We start from the raw sequence: 15,910 nt of genomic DNA, 5'->3' as shown, positions 1-15,910 counted from the left end.
ACTTGCGTGCTGTCAAGTGAAGTGAGGGACCACATGACGGATCGTCCGATCGCCGCCGGTGAGCGATTCGCCGACGTCGGCGACTGGAACAACAGCGGAGGCGTCAACGGAAGCTCCGGACCGAACCTGTGGCGGACCCTCGGGTTCCGGCGCACCGGGTGGGAACCCGGCGGCTCGACCGTCGAGTGGGACGCGACGGTCGAATACGGCTTCACCACCCCCGGCGGGCCGGTGATCCAGGGCGGCCTGGTCACCGCGGTCCTCGACTCGGCGATGGGCGGCGCCTGCTTCACCACGCTCGACCGCGACGAGCTGTTCCTGACCGCGGACCTGCGGGTCGAGTTCTTCCGCCCCACCCGGCCGGGCACGCTGCGGGCGGTCGGCACGGTGCTGCGCCGGACCCGGAAGGTCGTGTTCTGCGCCGCCGAGCTGTACGACGCCGCCGGGACCACGCTCGCCGCGAGCCGATGCACCCAGGTGCTCATGCCGGCCTGACATTCGGATTGGTTTCGTTTTCGGGGTGGTTTCGCAGCGTCAAGTTTCCCTCAAGGAACGACGTCCGCGATTCCGCCGGCCCGGTCCGAACCGCCACGGTGAACGGGTGAACATCGTGTCGACCGGCGAGCGCTCCTCAACCGGCGAGCGTTATCGGGCCTCGACCGTCGCCGCGTTCGAGGCGGCCGTGCTGGTGCGATGCACAGGGGTGTGCGGCGGAGGAGGACGGGCCCGGGCGCTGGGGGGCACCCGGGTCCGGACCGCCTTCGCACACGCGCCGTCCAACCTGCAACCGGGGGTGCTCGCCGAGTTCAACCGGTCCGTCGCCGCGGACCGGCTGGTCGAACTGCTGGAGGCAGCCGGCCACTCGGCGAGCGTGCACCGCTACACCGCGGGCACGCGGCACCGCTACGAGATCTTCCGGGTGCTCACCGGCACCGACACCGGCCCTTTTCTTGATCGCGCCTGGCAGCAGGGGTACGTCGACCTGTGCGGCGCCCCGGAGCTGCCCCGCTCGGCCCGCCAGGTCCGCCACGCCCGCCAGCTCGCCGAGTCGGCGTGGCGCGGCGTGCTGCTGGTGTCGGGCCCGTCCCGCTCCGGCTCCCCCGGCCTGCGGGTCCCCGACCTGGAGACCGCCACGGTCCTGATCCGGGCCGGCCGGATGCTGAGCATGCCCGTCCGCATGAGCACCCGCCCCGGCGGCCAGCTGCTGCTGGTCATGCCGCAGGCGGCGGCTGCCTGACGCGGCTGTTCCCACCTCGAAGGCGCTCGAAGCTCTCACCTCAAAGGCGCTCGAAGCGCCGTTCCAGCCCGTCCACCAGTGCCTCCAGGCCCAGCTCGAACGCGCTGTCGTCGACGTGGGCGTGCTGACCGGCGAGCCGGTGCGCGTCACGCAGGTGCGGGTAGTCGCGCGCGTACAGGTCCGGGTCGTCGACGAAGCCGAGCGCGAACGACCCCAGCGCCGACCCCGCGACGAAGAACCGCATGGTCGCGCCGATGCGGGTGGCGTCGCCCGGCGGCCAGCCGGCGGTGACGAGCGCGCCGTAGACCGCGTCGGCGAGACGCAGCGACGCGGGGCGGCGGGCCGGGCCTCGGGCCAGGAACGGCACCACGTTCGGGTGCGCCCGGAACGCTGAGCGGTACGCCCGCGCCCACGCCTTCAACGCCTCCGGCCACGGGTCCCGACCCAGCATGGACAGGTCGACGCCGGCCACGATGCTGTCGCCGATCGCGTCGACGATCTGCTCCTTGGTGGCGAAGTGGTTGTACAGCGACGGCGCCTGAACGCCCAGTTCGCGGGCCAGCCGCCGGGTGGACAGCGCGTCGAGGCCGTCGGCGTCGACGATCGCGGTGGCCACCTCGACGATGCGGTCACGACTGAGGAGTGGCGTTCTGGGGCGGACCATGGCTACGATCCTAGAAACTAACGGCGTTAGTTAACGGACCGGGTTAGGGACGTCCCATGGACTTCACGCTCAACGACGAACAGCGCGCGATCCGCCAGGTGACCGCCGAGTTCGTCGCCCGCGAGATCACCCCGCACGCCGCCGCCTGGGACCGGGCCGAGCAGGTCGACCTGTCGATCGTCAAGAAGCTCGCCGACCTAGGCATCTTCGGCATCACGATCCCCGAGGAGCACGGCGGCAGCGGCGGCGACCACACCACCTACTGCCTGGTCCTCGAGGAGCTCGGCAAGGGCGACTCGTCGGTGCGCGGCATCGTGTCGGTGTCCCTCGGACTCGTCGCGAAGAGCATCAACGGCTACGGCACCGCCGAGCAGAAGGCCGCCTGGCTGCCCCGGCTGTGCGCCGGCGACGCCCTCGGCTGCTTCGCGCTGACGGAGCCCGACACCGGCTCCGACGCCGGATCCCTCGCGACGCGGGCGACCCGGGTGGACGGCGGCTGGCGCCTCGACGGGTCGAAGATGTTCATCACGAACGGCACCTGGGCGCAGGTCGCGCTGGTCTTCGCCCGCACCGGCGAACCGGGCCCGAAGGGCGTCTCGGCGTTCCTGGTCCCGATGGACAGTGCCGGCCTGCAGGTCGAGGAGATCCACGGCAAGCTCGGCCTGCGCGGCCAGGCGACCGCGGCGCTGACCTTCGACGGGGTCACCGTCGGCGAGGACGCGCTGCTCGGTTCGTTGGGCGAGGGCTTCAAGATCGCGATGTCGGCCCTGGCCAAGGGGCGCATGTCCCTGGCGGCCGGCTGCGTCGGGATCATCCAGGGCTGCCTGGACGCGGCGGTGGACTACGCCAGGCACCGCGAGCAGTTCGGCCGCCCGATCGCGTCGTTCCAGCTGGTGCAGCAGCTGATCGCGGACATCTCGGTCGAGGCCGACGCGGCCCGGCTGCTGACGTGGCGGGTCGCCGACCTGATCGACCGGGGCCTGCCGTTCGCGACCGAGTCGTCCACCGCGAAGCTCTACGCCTCGGAGGCCGCGGTCCGCGCGGCGAACAACGCGCTGCAGGTCTTCGGCGGTTACGGCTACATCGACGAGTACCCCGTGGGCAAGTACCTGCGCGACGCGCGGGTCACTACCGTGTACGAGGGAACGAGCCAGATCCAGAAACTCATCATCGGTCGCGCCCTCACCGGCGTGAACGCGTTCGCCTAGGGGGGCTCTTGAGCATCGACGTCTACAACCCGGCGACCGAGGAGGTCATCGGGTCCGTGCCCGAGACCGCCGACGTGGGCCCGGCCGTCGCCGCCGCCCGGGCCGCGCTCGGGCCGTGGTCCGCGCTGTCGCGGGCCGACCGCGCCGCACACCTCGCCGCGCTGCGCGACCTCCTGGCGGCGCACGCCGACGAGCTCGCCGCGCTGATCACCGCCGAGATGGGCGCGCCACTCACCGTCGCCCGCAAGGTGCAGGTCGGCCTGCCGATCGCGGTGCTGTCCTCGATGGTCGACCTCCTGAGCGGCGACCTGCCGGAGGAGCGGATCGGCAACTCCGTGATCGTGCGCGACCCGGTCGGGGTCGTCGCGGCGATCACCCCGTGGAACTACCCGCTGCACCAGACCGTCGCGAAGCTCGCGCCGGCCCTGGCCGCCGGCAACACCGTCGTGCACAAGCCGAGCGAGGTCGCCCCGCTGTCCGCGCTGCGCCTGCGCGACCTGGTCCGTGAGGCGGGACTGCCGGACGGCGTCTACAACCTCGTCACCGGCTACGGCGACCCGACCGGGGCGGCCCTGGCCGGGCATCCCGGGGTCGACCTGGTGTCGTTCACCGGTTCGACCGGCGCCGGCCGTACCGTGGCGGCACTGGCGGCGAAGCATCTCACCCGGGTGTCGCTCGAGCTGGGCGGGAAGTCCGCGAACGTGATCCTTCCGGACGCCGACCTCGCCGCCGCGGTGAAGGTGGGCGTCGGCAACTGCTTCCTCAACTCCGGCCAGACCTGCACCGCGTGGACCCGCCTGCTCGTGCACGAGTCCCAGCACGACGAGGTGGTCGCCCTCGCCGTCGCGGCGGCGTCCCGGTACACCGTCGGCGACCCCACCGACCCGGCCACCCGCCTCGGCCCCCTGGCCTCCGCCGCGCAACGCGACCGGGTGCTGTCCTACGTCTCGCGCGGCCTCGCCGACGGGGCGAAACTCGCGCTGGGCAACGGATCCGTGCCCGACGTCGGCTACTACGTGGCACCGGTCGTGTTCGCCGACGTCGACCCCGCGTCCGCCATCGCGCAGGAGGAGATCTTCGGCCCGGTGCTGTCGATCATCCGGTACCGCGACGAGGACGACGCCGTGCGCATCGCCAACGGCACGCCGTACGGCCTGGCCGGCAGCGTCTGGTCCGGCTCGCAGGAGCACGCCCTCGCCGTCGCCCGGCGGCTGCGCACCGGCCAGGTCGACGTCAACGGCGGCTCGTTCAACCCTCTCGCCCCGTTCGGCGGGATCGGCGACTCCGGATACGGCCGCGAGCTCGGCGTCCACGGCTACGAGGAGTTCACGTCGGTGAAGGCGATCCAGCTGTGACCGCCGCGCTGGTCCTGCGGGCCGTCGACGGTCCCGCGGTCGTGGAGGACGTCGAGCTGAACCCGGTCGGGCCCGCCCAGGTGCGGGTGCGGCTGGCCGCGGCGGGCGTCTGCCACTCCGACCTGTCCCTGGCCAACGGCACCCTGCGGCAGCCGTTCCCGGTCGTCCTCGGCCACGAGGGCGCGGGAGTGGTCGTCGAGGTGGGGCCGGATGTCTCGGACGTCTCGGTCGGCGACCACGTGGTGCTGAACTGGTCGCCGCCGTGCCGGTCCTGCTGGTTCTGCGACGCCGGCGAGCCGTACCTGTGCGCGCACGCCGACGACGCCCGCGGGGTCCCGTTCGCCCGCGCGGCCGACGGTGCGGCCGTCTACGCGGGCCTCGGCACCGGCGCGTTCGCCACCGAGACCGTCGTCGGCGCCAACGCGTGCATCCCGGTGCCCGCCGACATCCCCCTCGCCGAGGCCGCCCTGCTCGGCTGCGCCGTCCTCACCGGCGTCGGCGCGATCCTCAACTCCGCCCGGGTGCGCGCGGGCGAGTCCGTGGCCGTCATCGGCCTCGGCGGCGTCGGCCTCGCCGCCCTGCAGGGCGCCCGCATCGCCGGCGCCTCGACGATCATCGCCGTCGACGCGTCACCGGCCAAGGAGGAGCTCGCGCTGTCCCTCGGCGCGACCCACTTCCGCACCCCAGGCCCCTCCCTCGCCAAGGAGATCCGCGCGCTGACCTCGGGCCGCGGCGCCGACCACGCCGTCGAGTGCGTCGGCCGCGCCGCGACGATCCGCGCCGCCTGGTCCGTCACCCGCCGCGGCGGCCGGGCCACCGTCCTCGGCCTCGGCTCCACCACCGACGAGGTCACGTTCAGCGCCCTGGAGGTCGCGTACTTCGCCCGGACCCTGACCGGCTGCATGTACGGCAGCACCGACCCCGCCGTGGACGTCCCCGTGCTGCTGTCGCACTACCGCTCCGGCGCGCTGAACCTGTCCGCCCTGGTCACCGACCACGTCGCCCTCGACGAGGTGAACGCCGCCTTCGAGCGGATGCGCAACGGCGTCGGCGCCCGCACCCTGATCCACTTCTAGCGCTGGGTCGTCCGCAGGATGACGCCGGCGACCAGGGCCGGGTCGTCGCTCATCGGGACGTGGCCGCAGCCGTCGAGGGTGACGTGCCGGGCGTCGGGAAGGCGGTCCCGGGCGACACCGGCCTGGACCGGCAGGAAGATCCGGTCGCGGGAGCCCCACGCGATCGTGACCGGGACCTCGGGTCGCACGGTGAAGGCGTAGTTCCGGCCGTGGCGGGCGACCGCGCCGAAGCCCTTGCCGCCGCGCAGCGCCAGGGTGTCGGCGAGGGCGCGCTCGGCGGTGAGGACGCCGGGGTCGCGGACCAGCCAGCCGAAGGAGAACGCCTTGCCGAAGCCGGTGCGGTAGAAGACCTTCAGCAGCGGCGTCGGGGTGAAGGCGCCGACCCGGTGGCCGCGCAGGATGCTCAGCGCCCGGCGCACCTGGGCGGGGGTGCAGAAGCCGGCCGGGGACAGGGCGGTGGCCGAGCGGGCGTGACCGGCGGCGGCGAGCTCCAGGGCGATGGCGCCGCCGAGGCTGTTGCCGGCGACGTGCGGCCGGTCCAGGCCGTTCTCGGCGAAGTACGCCGCGAGGGCCTCGACGGCGCTCGGCATGCCGCGGTTCTCCGCGGGGGCCGGTGACCGCCCGAAGCCCGGGAGGTCGATCGCGATCACGTCGTGGTGCTCGGCGAGGAGGTCGATGACGGGTTCCCAGGCGCGCCAGTGGTGGCCGATGCCGTGGATGAGCACCAGCGGCGCACCGGAGCCCTTCCGGACACTGTGCAGGTGGGTGCGCTGCGGGGCACTGTGCAGGGTCATGCGGTCACCTCGTATGCCGTGACGTCGAAGCGTTTCATCCGCTGGCGGAACCGCCAGGTGGACCCTGGCCAGAGGGTCGAGTTGCGGCCGGTCGCGTCGATGTACCAGCTGCTGCAGCCACCGGTCGCCCAGACGGTGCCCGCCATGCGCCGGTCGACGGCGGCGGTGAACGCCCGCTGCGCCTCCGCCCGCGGTTCGAGGCTGCGTGCCCCGCGCCCCAGGGTGCGCAGCGCGCCGAGGATGTACTCGATCTGCGCCTCGATCATCAGCACGACGGAGTTGTGGCCGAGGCCGGTGTTGGGGCCGAGCAGGAGGAACAGGTTGGGGAAGCCGGCGACGGTCGTGCCGCGGTACGCCTCTGGGCTGCCCTGCCACACCTCGGCGAGGCTGCGCCCGTCCCGGCCCCGGACCCGTTCGGCGATCGGCAGGTCGGTGACGCGGAACCCGGTGCCGAAGATGATCGTGTCGACCTCGTGCTCGACGCCGTCGCGGGTGACGATCCCCTGTGGACGGATCTCCGCGATCGGCTCGGTCACCACGTCGACGTTGTCCCGCGCGAGGGCCGGGTAGTAGGTGTTGGACTTCAGGACCCGTTTGCAGCCCATCGCGTAGCCGGGGGTGAGCCGTTCGCGCAGCGCCGGGTCGGTGACCGCGGTCCGCAGGTTGCGCAGCGCGATCCGTTGCGCCAGCCGCATCACCCCCGGCCGCAGGAAGCCGATGACGGTCGACTCGATCGCCCAGTAGACGAGCGTGCGCATCAGTCGTTGCGCGCCCGGGATCCGCCGGTACACCGTGTGCTCCCAGCGCCGCAGCGGCCGCTCGTTGCGCGGCATGACCCATGCGGCGGTGCGCTGGAAGAGGGCGAGCCGCTCGACGGACGGCTGGATCGCCGGCACGAACTGGACCGCCGACGCCCCGGTGCCGATGACCGCGACGCGGCGGCCGGTGAGATCGTGGTCGTGGTTCCAGCGGGAGGAGTGGAACGTCTCGCCGCGGAACGTCTCCAGGCCGGGCAGCTTCGGGATCACCGGCTCGTTGAGCGGGCCGCCCGCGCTGATCAGCACGTCCGCGGTCCACTCGCGCTGTGATCCGCGCTGTGACGTCTCGATCCGCCAGTGGCCCGCGGTGGCGTCCCAGGAGGCCTGTCGCACGTCGGTGTCGAAGCGGATGCTGGGCCGCAGCGCGTACCGGTCCGCGCAGTCGCGCAGGTACGCCCAGATCTCGGGCTGCGGCGAGTAGGTGCTGCTCCACGCCGGGTTCAGCGCGAAGGAGAACGAGTAGACGTGCGAAGGGACGTCGCAGGCGCAGCCCGGATACGCGTTGTCCCGCCACGTGCCACCGAGCTCCGCGGCCCGCTCGAAGACGACGAAGTCGTCATGGCCCCGCTGCTTGAGCCGGATCGCGGCACCCAGCCCGCCGAACCCCGCACCGACGATCGCGACCCTGACGTGCATGCGACCTCCCTGGTACCGACTGGTACCAGGGAGGCTACCACCGGGTAGCTTCGCGGGGAAGCCACCCGGTGGCGGTGCGCCTAGAGGCCGAGCAGGCGGTTGAAGAAGTCGCGGTACTGGCGGACCGCCGCCCGCAACTGCTCCGTGTCGTCGACGCCGTCCGTCTGCCAGGCGCTCAGCTGCGCCCGCTGCGACTCGAGCGCGCCGGTGACGGTCGAGACCACCTCGGCGACGAGCTGGTCCGCCTCGCCCGCCACGGACCGCGGGTCGTCGATGAACCGCAGCTGCAGCTCCCGCCACCGCTCCCGCAGCCCGTCCGCGGCACCGTCGGCCCAGATCGCCCCGATCGGCACCGCCTCGACCGCCCCGGGCAGCAGCCCAACGTCGGCGGCGGTGTCGGCGTCGGTGTCGGTGTCTGGGACGGGGACAGCGACCACGTCGCCGGCGTCGAGCGCCTCGCCGCCTTCGAGCGCCTCGCTGGTGTCGTCACGAGCCTCGTCGGCTTCGAGCGCCTCGCTGGTGTCGTCGCGAGCCTCGTCGGCGGCGGCGTCGGCGTCGAGCGAGCCGGCGCGCAACTGCGTCGCGTGCTCCGCCGCCCAGGCGCGATCCTCGGCGTCCTCCGCGTCCGCGGTCTCGGCCTCGTCGGTCTCGTCGGCTTCCGCAACCTCGTCGGTCTCGTCGGTCTCGTCGGCCGGCGGGTCGACGTCCGCGGGGACGAAGTCACCGTCGCCGCGCGCCTCGTTCTCCTCGTGCGCCTCGATCTCGTCGGCCTCGCGCTCGGCTTCGACCTCGTCGTCGCGCTCGGCTTCGGCCTCTTCGGCAGCGAGCGCCCGGTCGTGGTCGACCACTTCGACGTCGTCGCGGTCGGTCAGGTCGTCACGGTCGGCGTCGGCGGCCACCGAGCCCGACGCGTACGTGCCGGCCGGGTACGTCTCGTGCGTGCCCACGGCAGCGTCATCGGTCCGGACGTCATCGAGCCGGGCGTCATCGGTCTGGACGTCATCGGGTCGGTAGGTGTCGTCGGGTCGGTAGGTGTCGTCGGACGGGTCGCGGGGAGCGGGCACGTGGCCCTCGTCGAGATTGCCGCGTTGATCCTGCATCAGGGATTCCTTTCCCGGCCCTACGACCGGCGGCTGGTGTCGTGGGGGGCGTCCTCGGGATCGCGCTGCGCGGGCACGGCAGCCTCAGTCCCAACCGCGGCGGCGTCTGCGCCGAGCAGGTCGGAGAAGAGCGTGCGGTAGTGCACGACGGCCTGCCGCAGCTGCTCGGTGGTGGCCTCGCCACGGTCGCTGACCAGGCTGATCTCGTGCGCGTCGCGGTAGTGGCCGAGGGTGCGGGCATGCTCGACCGACAGGTGCGCGACCTGCTCCTCGTACTCGCCGCTCGGATACCCGCGCTCGGCGATCAGCTCGGTGACGAGCGCGTCGGCGTCGCGGACGGCACCGGCCGGGTCGTCCAGGAACCGGGCCTGGATCTCCTCCCAGGCGGCGGTGTAGCGGGTGCGCGCCTCGGGGGTGAGGTCGCGCAGCTCGAGCTCGGCGTGGCGCCGCTCGCGCTCGCGGAGTTCACGTTCGGCGGCGGCGCGGCTGTCACCGTCGGCGACGGCCCGGTCGTACTCGGGGCCGAACCGGTGCTGCAGCGCCCGCCGCCGGGTGACGAACCAGATGCCGTAACCGATCGCAGCGATCACCAGGAGCACGACGATCGTGATGAGAACTTGGGTGGTTGTCATGGCGGTCCTCCTTCACAGGAGGTATTCCGCATGACGCGAGGTATCAAACGAGAACGGTCATTCCGGGCGGTTCACTCACGGCCCGAGCAAGCTCACGGCCCGAGCAAGCTCACGGCCCGACCAGGCTCACGGCCCGACCAGGTGGGTCAGGAAGTCGCGGTACCCGTGCACCGCCGCCCGCAGCTGCTCGGTGTCGTCGCGGCCACTGGCCCGCCAGGAGCTGAGCTGGTCCTTGCGGGCGTTCAGCGACGCCGTCACCCCGGCCAGGGCATCGTCGACGAGTCGTTCGGCCTCACCGGCCGCGGTCTGCGGGTCGTCGACGAACCGCAGCTGCAGCTCCTGCCAGCGGGCGCGCACCTCATACGCGTGACCCTCCGACGTCAACGGGGACGTCGCCCCCGTGAAGTAGGACGACCCGGTCGCCGGGACCGACGACATGGGCGCGGGAACCGCCGGGGAGGCGGCCGCCCCGTACGCGGCGCCGTACGCGGCGTTGGGAACCTGCGCGCCGTAGCCGGGCGCCGCCATCCCGTTGGGTGCCGCCATCTGGTTGGGAGCGACCATGCCGTTCGGAGCGACCATGCCGTTGGGAGCGGCCATCCCGTTGGGAGCGACCATGCCGTTCGGAGACGCCATCCCGTTCGGCGCGGCCATGCCGGCGGCCGGCGGGCGGGGCGCGGGCGGGCCCGACGTGGTGGCCGTCTCCTCCTCGTCCTCCTCCTTGCCGCCGCGCAGCAGGATCCAGCCACCGACCGCCAGGGCCAGCACGACCAGGCCGATCGTGATCGTCGTCGAGTTCATGTGAAACCCTTCAGAGGCCGAGAATGCGGTCGAGGAACTCGCGGTAGTCGCGCAGCGAGGCGCGCAGGTTCTCGGTGTCGAGACCGCGGCCGGCCCGCTGCTGGTGCAGCTGGGTCCGCCGGGCGTCGAGGGAGGCGGTCAGGGACGTGACCGCCTCCTGGACGAGCCGTTCGGCCTCCCCGGCGACCAGGTGCGGGTCGTCGAGGAACTTCGACTGCAGCTCCAGCCACCGGCCGCGGATGCGCTGCCGGTCGGACTCGTTCCACATCGACGCGAGCGCGGCGGCGGACGTCCCGCCGGTCTTCGCGCGGTACGACCCCCCGTTGAGCTGTGCTGAACCAGACTGTGCTGAGCCGGACTGTGCTGAACCGGACTGTGCTGGGTTCACCGGCGCAGGACTGACCTGGGCAGGCTCGTTCGGTGCGGACTGCGGTGGCGCGGGCGCCGGCGGCTCGTCGTCAGGCTGCGTCGCCAGCTCCGGCACCGACTCGTCGGCTTCAGGTTGCATTGCGCGGTCCTACCCAGGTCTACGGAACAAAACCGTGAAGTCATGCCGTGAAGTCATGCGGGCGCCCGGAACACGTCGGCGGCGAGACCGGCCCGTGGGATGTCGGTGTTCAGGGCGATGACATCACCCAGGTTCCGGCGGAAATCCACCCTGTACACCCTCCGGATCATCTCCAGGCCCGGGTCGTTGCGGTAGAAGAACCGGTCGCCGTCGCGCAACGCCTCGAACTGGCGGGCCCAGATCGCCAGCTGCAGCTCACCGAACTCGGTGCCGCGCACGTGCGGCTCGGCGACCATCCCGACGAACGCGTCGACCCGGTCGACGGAGCCGTAGACCGCTTTGAGCCGGGCGGCCAGTGGTGTGCGCCGCACCCCACGGGTGACCGACGCCTCCGCCGCCTCCGAGGACGGGTCGACCCGCTTGCCGTCGGCGTCGAACAGGGCGACGAAGTCCAGCGCCGACGGGTCGTCGATCTCCTTGCCCGCGCTCAGTTCCGGGTCGCCCGGCCAGCTCTCCGACGCCTCGCCGGTGACGGCGCGGAACGTGCGGCGGGCCGGCAGCCCGTACGCGCGGCGCAGCTGGTTGTAGCTCGGGATGCCGTGGTCGCGGCCGCGCTGCACGTCGACCGCGCCGAGGTCCACGACCCCGCGGAAGCACTGCGGGAGGGTCGGCCCGTCGAGGCACTGCGGGTTGCCGGCGACCGGGACCTGGAACAGGACGCTGCGCAGCTGGTTGTCGATCTGCTCGTCGTTGCGGTATTCCGCCTCCGAGCCGATGCCCCGCAGCAGCGGCCCGAGCTGCAGCGTCTGGACGAGGTCCGGGTTGAAGTAGGCGACGTTGAGCGGCACCGCCACCTCGACCTCGTCGCCGACGATCTCCACCTCGACGCCGCCGCGCTGCAGCTGCCGCAGGGTCGCGGCGCTGTAGCGGCCCGCGTCCGACGCCAGTTCGAGCTCGCCGTGGATCATGCTGTGCGCGCGGTACCCGACGGTCGCGAACTCGTTGGACAGCGTCGCGTCGACGTCGGAGCGGTAGCCGCGGTACCGCGGCAGGGTGACCCCGAGCGCCGGCAGGAACTGCTCGTAGGTGATGTACTGCTGCTCGGCGATGACGACCCGGCGCGCGATCTGGAAGCGTTGTTCGGCGCTGAGCGACGCGGGCAGCAGGTCGACGATCCGGTTGTGCTCCCGGGCGAACAGGGTCTGCACGGCGGTGAGCGCGATGTTCTCGTTGGCCCGCTGGTCACCGGCGACGGCGGCGCGCCCGGGCCGGCCGAGCAGCATCCCGTCGACCGCCATCGCCGGTGCGGTGCCGGGGTCGCCGCGACTGTCGCGACGCGGCAGGTAGCCGCCCGGCAGCAGCAGGTGCGGCCCGTTGTTCGTCATGTCGCCGTCGACGGGGCCCTCCCGCAGCCACTCGAGGCGTTCCTGGGTGCCGCCGTACACGGCCCAGGCGTCGACGTAGGAGCTGACGAGGTTCGTCTGCTGGCGCGGCCCGGACACCCCGGCCGCGGGCTTCGAGCGCGTGAACGGGATGGCGCCGAGGGTGTTGGTGAACGACTCCAGGGGGTCGGCCGGGTTGAAGGCGATGTCGGCCGGCTCCGCACTGGAGTCCTTCGGGCCGGCCTCCTCGCGCAGGCCGATCGTGTGGTCGACGAACTGGCCCCAGACGAAGCCCCACTGGCTCACCCGGCGGTCGGTGAAGATGTTCTGGTTCGTGTCGTTGAAGACGCGGTTGCTGATCCAGCGCACGTCGGGCCCCTGGACCATCGCGCCGCGGCCGTCGGCGTAGCGGGCCGGTGCGACCCGGCTGTACGGCAGCCCGGCCCTGCCCCACCGGGGATGCGCGCGGTTGTTGCCGGAGCCGTCGAGGCTCTGCACCTCCAGGTCGACGCCGCCGCCGCGCCCGGGCGGACGGTGCCGGCCGGTGACCGCGTCGTTCACCGCGTCGTTCACCGCGGCAGCGGCGACGGCCGTGCCCCCGGCCGCGACGACCGCCACGATCACCACCTGGATCGAGAACGGGACGAGCTTGCCGATGCGATGACCCATGACTCCTCCACAGGTGCGACCGCCTCGCCGATGGCAATGCTTCGCCTACCCGGGTGGGAGCGTCAATGAAGGGGCCCTCAAGTCTGGGTTAAGGTTTGCCAGCTCATGTCGGATATTTCCGGTGACGAGCGCGGTCGATGCGTGACCCCGGCCACCCTTGAGGGCTTTCGCAAGCCGACCGCAAGTGGCCGCCAAGTCCCGCCCGGCAGAGTGCTCACCATGACGACGAAGCGCATCTGGGCCGGACCGACCTTCACCACCGACACCGCCGCTGTTTCAACCCCGCACTTGGACCATGGCAAAAGCGCCGCTGGTGCGCCATGACGCGGGTAGCCGCTCCTCGACGCCCGCGGCCAACCCGACGACCACGTCCGACTTCACCGTCCGCAGGGCCGCGACCGGCCCGGGAAAGTATCCGGTGACATCCGCGAACGACGTCTCCGGCGCCCAGCTGCGATCCCCGACCAGCCGCCGGTAGTTGAGATCGCCCTTGAGGATGGTCAGCGTCGCCGCCCCGAAGCGGGCGGCGAGGCCGGCCGGCAGCTGCGCGAACTCCAGCGGCGCGCAGTAGAACGGGTCGGTGACCAGCTCCAGGGTCCCCGCGCGCAGCGCCGCCCACAGCCGGCGGCCGATGGCGCTGTCCGCCGGGAAGCGCCGCAGCTCGGCGAGCACGTCGGCGGTCAGCGCGTCGGAGACGAAGTACGGCGCGGGCTTGACGTGCAGCTCGACGCGCCTGACCCGGCCGGCCCGCAGCAGGAAGTCGATGAGCACCAGGTCCGGCAGCAGCTCCCGGCCGGCGTTGTCCGCGACCACACAGACGGTGCCGCCACCGGCGAGCCGCTTCCAGAGCAGCTCGGTGTCGTCGGCGACGAGATCGGCCTGCGCCTGCGCAAGACCGTGCGCCAGCTGGAAGCCGAGGTCGGCCCGGTTGCCCCACAGCGCCGCCGCGACCAGCGCCGAGGCCTGCTCGTCCTCCGGGAGGTGCAGCAGCGCGTCCCCCGACTCCTGCACGGCGCGCAGCTCGTCCTCACCGGGCAGGTCCGCGGCCTTCTGCGGCCCGAACGGGTCGATCCCCCGCCACGGACCCGGCTCGTGATACCCGGTCGCGTGCAGCAGCCGCCGGTAGAAGTAGTTCTCCGCCCACAGGAACGGCACCTCGAACATCGACTGCCCGAAGTACGGCTCGCCCCAGCGGTCCCAGTCCTCATGGTCGTGGGCGTCACGCGGCAGCGGGGTCACCGTCGGGTCCTGCAAGAGGCCTGCAAGCCCGTCGCGGGCCGCCGCCGGGAGCGGAAGGTCCGCCAGGACCCGGGCGACGATCGCCGGGTGGCGGTCCCGCAGGACGGACGCCGCGAACGACGCCGGGTCGTCGCTGCGGATACGGGGCGGAGGCGCGTCGACAGGCATGGTGCGAGTATCGCCCGTAGACTCACGCCCATGGACGACACCGTGTTCTACGCCCTCATCGTGATCGGCGGCGCGCTGCTGATCGGGGTGCTGGTCGCCGCGATCGTCCTCGCCACCCGGGTGTGGAAGACCGGCAAATACCTGCAGGCGATGGGCGCCGGCGGCAAGTTCGCCTTCTGGGGCGCGATCATCTACACCGTGTCCCCGGTCGACCTGCTGCCCGATCCGATCTACCTCGACGACGTCGGCGTCCTGGGCGCGGCCCTGATCTACCTGACCCGCCTGGCGACGAAGGCCCGCGAGCGCCAGCAGCAGGGCGGCTCGCTGCTCCCGCCGCAGCTGCAGCGCCGCCCGCAGCAGAAGACCCGCTAGCTTTCACCCCATACGACTCTTTGTGCAGCACCACCGCCAGGAGTCCTTGATCCGACGCATGCTCATCCATGCCGGTCGATACGCTGCCTCCCCCTTCCAAGGATGGAGGCATCTGTATGAGGTTCAGACGACTGACGGGCACCGTCGCCGTCATGCTCGCGGGCGTGCTCGCCGGCGCCCTCGGCGCCGCCCGGCCGGCCGCCGCGCTGCTGCCCGACACGTTCGGTTTCGCGCTGTACTCCGGCGGCGTCGTGTCGCAGCAGTGGCCGGTCGCGACCACCGTCACCCCCGGCCCGCCCGGGCGGTGGACCGTCAGGTTCCCCGGTGTCGCCGCCGCCGGCGGCGTCGTGCACGTGACCGCCGTGCAGGACGCGATCAGCAACCCGCCGGGCCGCTGGTGCCAGGCCGACTCGTGGGGTCCCGTCGGCCCCGACGAGATCGTCCGGGTCAGCTGCTACCGGCCCGGCGGGTTCCTCGACGCGCTGCCCGGCTTCTCCGTGCAGTTCGCCCGCAGCTCCGGGGTGTTCGCCGCGACCCGGTTCGGCTACGTGGACGCCAACCCGGGCGGCGGCACGATCACCCAGTACAACTCCGTCGGTGCCGCCAACACCGTCGCCAACGTCGCCCCCGGCCTCTACTCCGTCTCGCTGCCCGGCCTCGGCACCGGCGGCCCGCAGGCCGGCGACGTCCAGGTCACCGCCGTCAACCCGGGCGTCGGCGCCCGGTGCAAGGTCGCGAGCTGGCAGTCGTCCGCCAACGGCCAGTTCTTCCGCGTCTACTGCTTCAACCCCGCCGGGGCGACCGCCAACACCCGGTTCACGCTCACCTGGCACTACCAGCGCGCGCTGTACGGGGGCGCCGCCCCGCCCTACAAGTTCGCGTACCTGTGGAACACCCCGCCGCTCGGCCCGCCGCTGACCAACTTCAACTCCGCCGGCCCGGCGGGCGTGCTCGCCCTCGGCCCGCCCGTGTGGACCGCCACGTTCGGCGGCGTCGCGTCCCCGCCCGGCAACGTCCAGGTCACCGCGTTCGGCACCACGCCGGACTACTGCGGCCTGCACCTGCCGTGGACACCCGGCGCCGGTGCGCTCGGCATCCGCATCAACTGCTTCAACAACGCCGGCGTCCCCGTCAGCAGCGGCTTCACCGTCGAATACAGCTCACGCTTCTGAGGCGTTGCCGAAGGGGTACACTCACCGCATGCACATCAGGCGCTTCTCCGCCGCGGCCGCGCGAGCTCACCGCTCGCCG

The 15,910-nt window shown here is 72.5% G+C and carries 16 protein-coding genes; 7 read left to right on the top strand and 9 right to left on the bottom strand.

All coding sequences use genetic code 11. The features are described from left to right. The first annotated feature begins 33 nt into the window (after positions 1–33). Positions 34–495: a PaaI family thioesterase gene (locus Dsi01nite_RS31040; RefSeq protein ID WP_203849858.1), complete on the top strand. Its 462-nt coding sequence runs from the start codon at positions 34–36 to the stop codon at positions 493–495. Between the two features lie 106 nt (positions 496–601). Further along, positions 602–1,237 (top strand): hypothetical protein, encoded by a 636-nt coding sequence (locus Dsi01nite_RS31035; protein ID WP_203849857.1) that lies wholly within the window; start codon positions 602–604, stop codon positions 1,235–1,237. Positions 1,238–1,277: 40 nt separating this feature from the next. On the opposite strand, the gene Dsi01nite_RS31030 is transcribed toward Dsi01nite_RS31035, so the two are convergent. Then, positions 1,278–1,901 carry a TetR/AcrR family transcriptional regulator gene (locus tag Dsi01nite_RS31030; protein WP_203849856.1) on the bottom strand — a complete coding sequence of 208 codons (624 nt, stop codon included), beginning with the start codon at positions 1,899–1,901 and terminating at the stop codon, positions 1,278–1,280. Between the two features lie 56 nt (positions 1,902–1,957). Between Dsi01nite_RS31030 and Dsi01nite_RS31025 the strand changes: the two genes are divergently transcribed. From Dsi01nite_RS31025 to Dsi01nite_RS31015, 3 genes are read left to right on the top strand one after another with little or no spacing between them, the layout of a single operon-like run. Further along, positions 1,958–3,109 carry an acyl-CoA dehydrogenase family protein gene (locus tag Dsi01nite_RS31025; protein ID WP_203849855.1) on the top strand — a complete coding sequence of 384 codons (1,152 nt, stop codon included), beginning with the start codon at positions 1,958–1,960 and terminating at the stop codon, positions 3,107–3,109. An 8-nt stretch (positions 3,110–3,117) separates the two neighbouring features. Then, positions 3,118–4,464 carry an aldehyde dehydrogenase family protein gene (locus Dsi01nite_RS31020; RefSeq protein ID WP_203849854.1) on the top strand — a complete coding sequence of 449 codons (1,347 nt, stop codon included), beginning with the start codon at positions 3,118–3,120 and terminating at the stop codon, positions 4,462–4,464. Next, positions 4,461–5,540 carry a Zn-dependent alcohol dehydrogenase gene (locus Dsi01nite_RS31015; protein ID WP_203849853.1) on the top strand — a complete coding sequence of 360 codons (1,080 nt, stop codon included), beginning with the start codon at positions 4,461–4,463 and terminating at the stop codon, positions 5,538–5,540. Before Dsi01nite_RS31020 ends, Dsi01nite_RS31015 begins: the two co-directional genes overlap by 4 nt. Here the strand turns inward: Dsi01nite_RS31015 and Dsi01nite_RS31010 are convergent. The 8 genes from Dsi01nite_RS31010 to Dsi01nite_RS30975 all read right to left on the bottom strand — a co-directional run bounded on the left by Dsi01nite_RS31010 (position 5,537) and on the right by Dsi01nite_RS30975 (position 14,287). Next, positions 5,537–6,334, bottom strand: a complete 798-nt coding sequence (locus Dsi01nite_RS31010; protein WP_203849852.1) for an alpha/beta fold hydrolase — start codon at positions 6,332–6,334, stop codon at positions 5,537–5,539. The two genes, Dsi01nite_RS31015 and Dsi01nite_RS31010, sit on opposite strands and share 4 nt — an antisense overlap. After that, a complete protein-coding gene (locus Dsi01nite_RS31005) occupies positions 6,331–7,788 on the bottom strand; it encodes a flavin-containing monooxygenase (RefSeq protein WP_203849851.1) in 1,458 nt (485 codons plus the stop codon). Before Dsi01nite_RS31005 ends, Dsi01nite_RS31010 begins: the two co-directional genes overlap by 4 nt. Before the next feature lie 80 nt (positions 7,789–7,868). After that, entirely contained in the window at positions 7,869–8,888 is a 1,020-nt protein-coding gene (locus Dsi01nite_RS31000) for a hypothetical protein (RefSeq protein ID WP_203849850.1), read from the bottom strand. A 20-nt stretch (positions 8,889–8,908) separates the two neighbouring features. Beyond that, on the bottom strand, positions 8,909–9,520 hold the full coding sequence (locus Dsi01nite_RS30995) for a hypothetical protein (protein WP_203849849.1): 612 nt from the start codon (positions 9,518–9,520) through the stop codon (positions 8,909–8,911). Positions 9,521–9,646: 126 nt separating this feature from the next. Continuing rightward, positions 9,647–10,321: a hypothetical protein gene (locus Dsi01nite_RS30990; protein WP_203849848.1), complete on the bottom strand. Its 675-nt coding sequence runs from the start codon at positions 10,319–10,321 to the stop codon at positions 9,647–9,649. A gap of 10 nt (positions 10,322–10,331) precedes the next feature. Then, complete coding sequence (locus Dsi01nite_RS30985) at positions 10,332–10,829, bottom strand: hypothetical protein (RefSeq protein ID WP_203849847.1); 498 nt, start codon at positions 10,827–10,829, stop codon at positions 10,332–10,334. Between the two features lie 53 nt (positions 10,830–10,882). After that, a complete protein-coding gene (locus Dsi01nite_RS30980; RefSeq protein ID WP_203849846.1) occupies positions 10,883–12,880 on the bottom strand; it encodes a peroxidase family protein in 1,998 nt (665 codons plus the stop codon). A 276-nt stretch (positions 12,881–13,156) separates the two neighbouring features. Further along, positions 13,157–14,287, bottom strand: coding sequence for a damage-control phosphatase ARMT1 family protein (locus tag Dsi01nite_RS30975; RefSeq protein ID WP_203849845.1), 1,131 nt, complete (start codon positions 14,285–14,287; stop codon positions 13,157–13,159). Positions 14,288–14,317: 30 nt separating this feature from the next. Between Dsi01nite_RS30975 and Dsi01nite_RS30970 the strand changes: the two genes are divergently transcribed. Further along, complete coding sequence (locus Dsi01nite_RS30970; protein WP_203849844.1) at positions 14,318–14,659, top strand: YkvA family protein; 342 nt, start codon at positions 14,318–14,320, stop codon at positions 14,657–14,659. A gap of 116 nt (positions 14,660–14,775) precedes the next feature. Continuing rightward, complete coding sequence (locus tag Dsi01nite_RS30965) at positions 14,776–15,831, top strand: hypothetical protein (RefSeq protein WP_203849843.1); 1,056 nt, start codon at positions 14,776–14,778, stop codon at positions 15,829–15,831. Positions 15,832–15,910 lie beyond the last annotated feature (79 nt).

The organism is Dactylosporangium siamense (assembly GCF_016862795.1).
GTDB lineage: Bacteria > Actinomycetota > Actinomycetes > Mycobacteriales > Micromonosporaceae > Dactylosporangium > Dactylosporangium siamense.
The sequence above is the reverse complement of the archived record's forward strand: the minus strand, read 5'-3'. Positions and strand labels throughout refer to the sequence as shown.

Bases quoted from the DNA above. Each gene is read 5' to 3' on its own strand.
- Dsi01nite_RS31025 (WP_203849855.1), top strand. From the start codon at position 1,958: ATGGACTTCACGCTCAACGACGAACAGCGCGCGATCCGCCAGGTGACC.
- Dsi01nite_RS30975 (WP_203849845.1), bottom strand. From the start codon at position 14,287: ATGCCTGTCGACGCGCCTCCGCCCCGTATCCGCAGCGACGACCCGGCG.
- Dsi01nite_RS31030 (WP_203849856.1), bottom strand. From the start codon at position 1,901: ATGGTCCGCCCCAGAACGCCACTCCTCAGTCGTGACCGCATCGTCGAG.
- Dsi01nite_RS30995 (WP_203849849.1), bottom strand. From the start codon at position 9,520: ATGACAACCACCCAAGTTCTCATCACGATCGTCGTGCTCCTGGTGATC.
- Dsi01nite_RS30990 (WP_203849848.1), bottom strand. From the start codon at position 10,321: ATGAACTCGACGACGATCACGATCGGCCTGGTCGTGCTGGCCCTGGCG.
- Dsi01nite_RS30980 (WP_203849846.1), bottom strand. From the start codon at position 12,880: ATGGGTCATCGCATCGGCAAGCTCGTCCCGTTCTCGATCCAGGTGGTG.
- Dsi01nite_RS31000 (WP_203849850.1), bottom strand. From the start codon at position 8,888: ATGCAGGATCAACGCGGCAATCTCGACGAGGGCCACGTGCCCGCTCCC.
- Dsi01nite_RS31010 (WP_203849852.1), bottom strand. From the start codon at position 6,334: ATGACCCTGCACAGTGCCCCGCAGCGCACCCACCTGCACAGTGTCCGG.
- Dsi01nite_RS31005 (WP_203849851.1), bottom strand. From the start codon at position 7,788: ATGCACGTCAGGGTCGCGATCGTCGGTGCGGGGTTCGGCGGGCTGGGT.
- Dsi01nite_RS30985 (WP_203849847.1), bottom strand. From the start codon at position 10,829: ATGCAACCTGAAGCCGACGAGTCGGTGCCGGAGCTGGCGACGCAGCCT.
- Dsi01nite_RS30970 (WP_203849844.1), top strand. From the start codon at position 14,318: ATGGACGACACCGTGTTCTACGCCCTCATCGTGATCGGCGGCGCGCTG.
- Dsi01nite_RS30965 (WP_203849843.1), top strand. From the start codon at position 14,776: ATGAGGTTCAGACGACTGACGGGCACCGTCGCCGTCATGCTCGCGGGC.
- Dsi01nite_RS31040 (WP_203849858.1), top strand. From the start codon at position 34: ATGACGGATCGTCCGATCGCCGCCGGTGAGCGATTCGCCGACGTCGGC.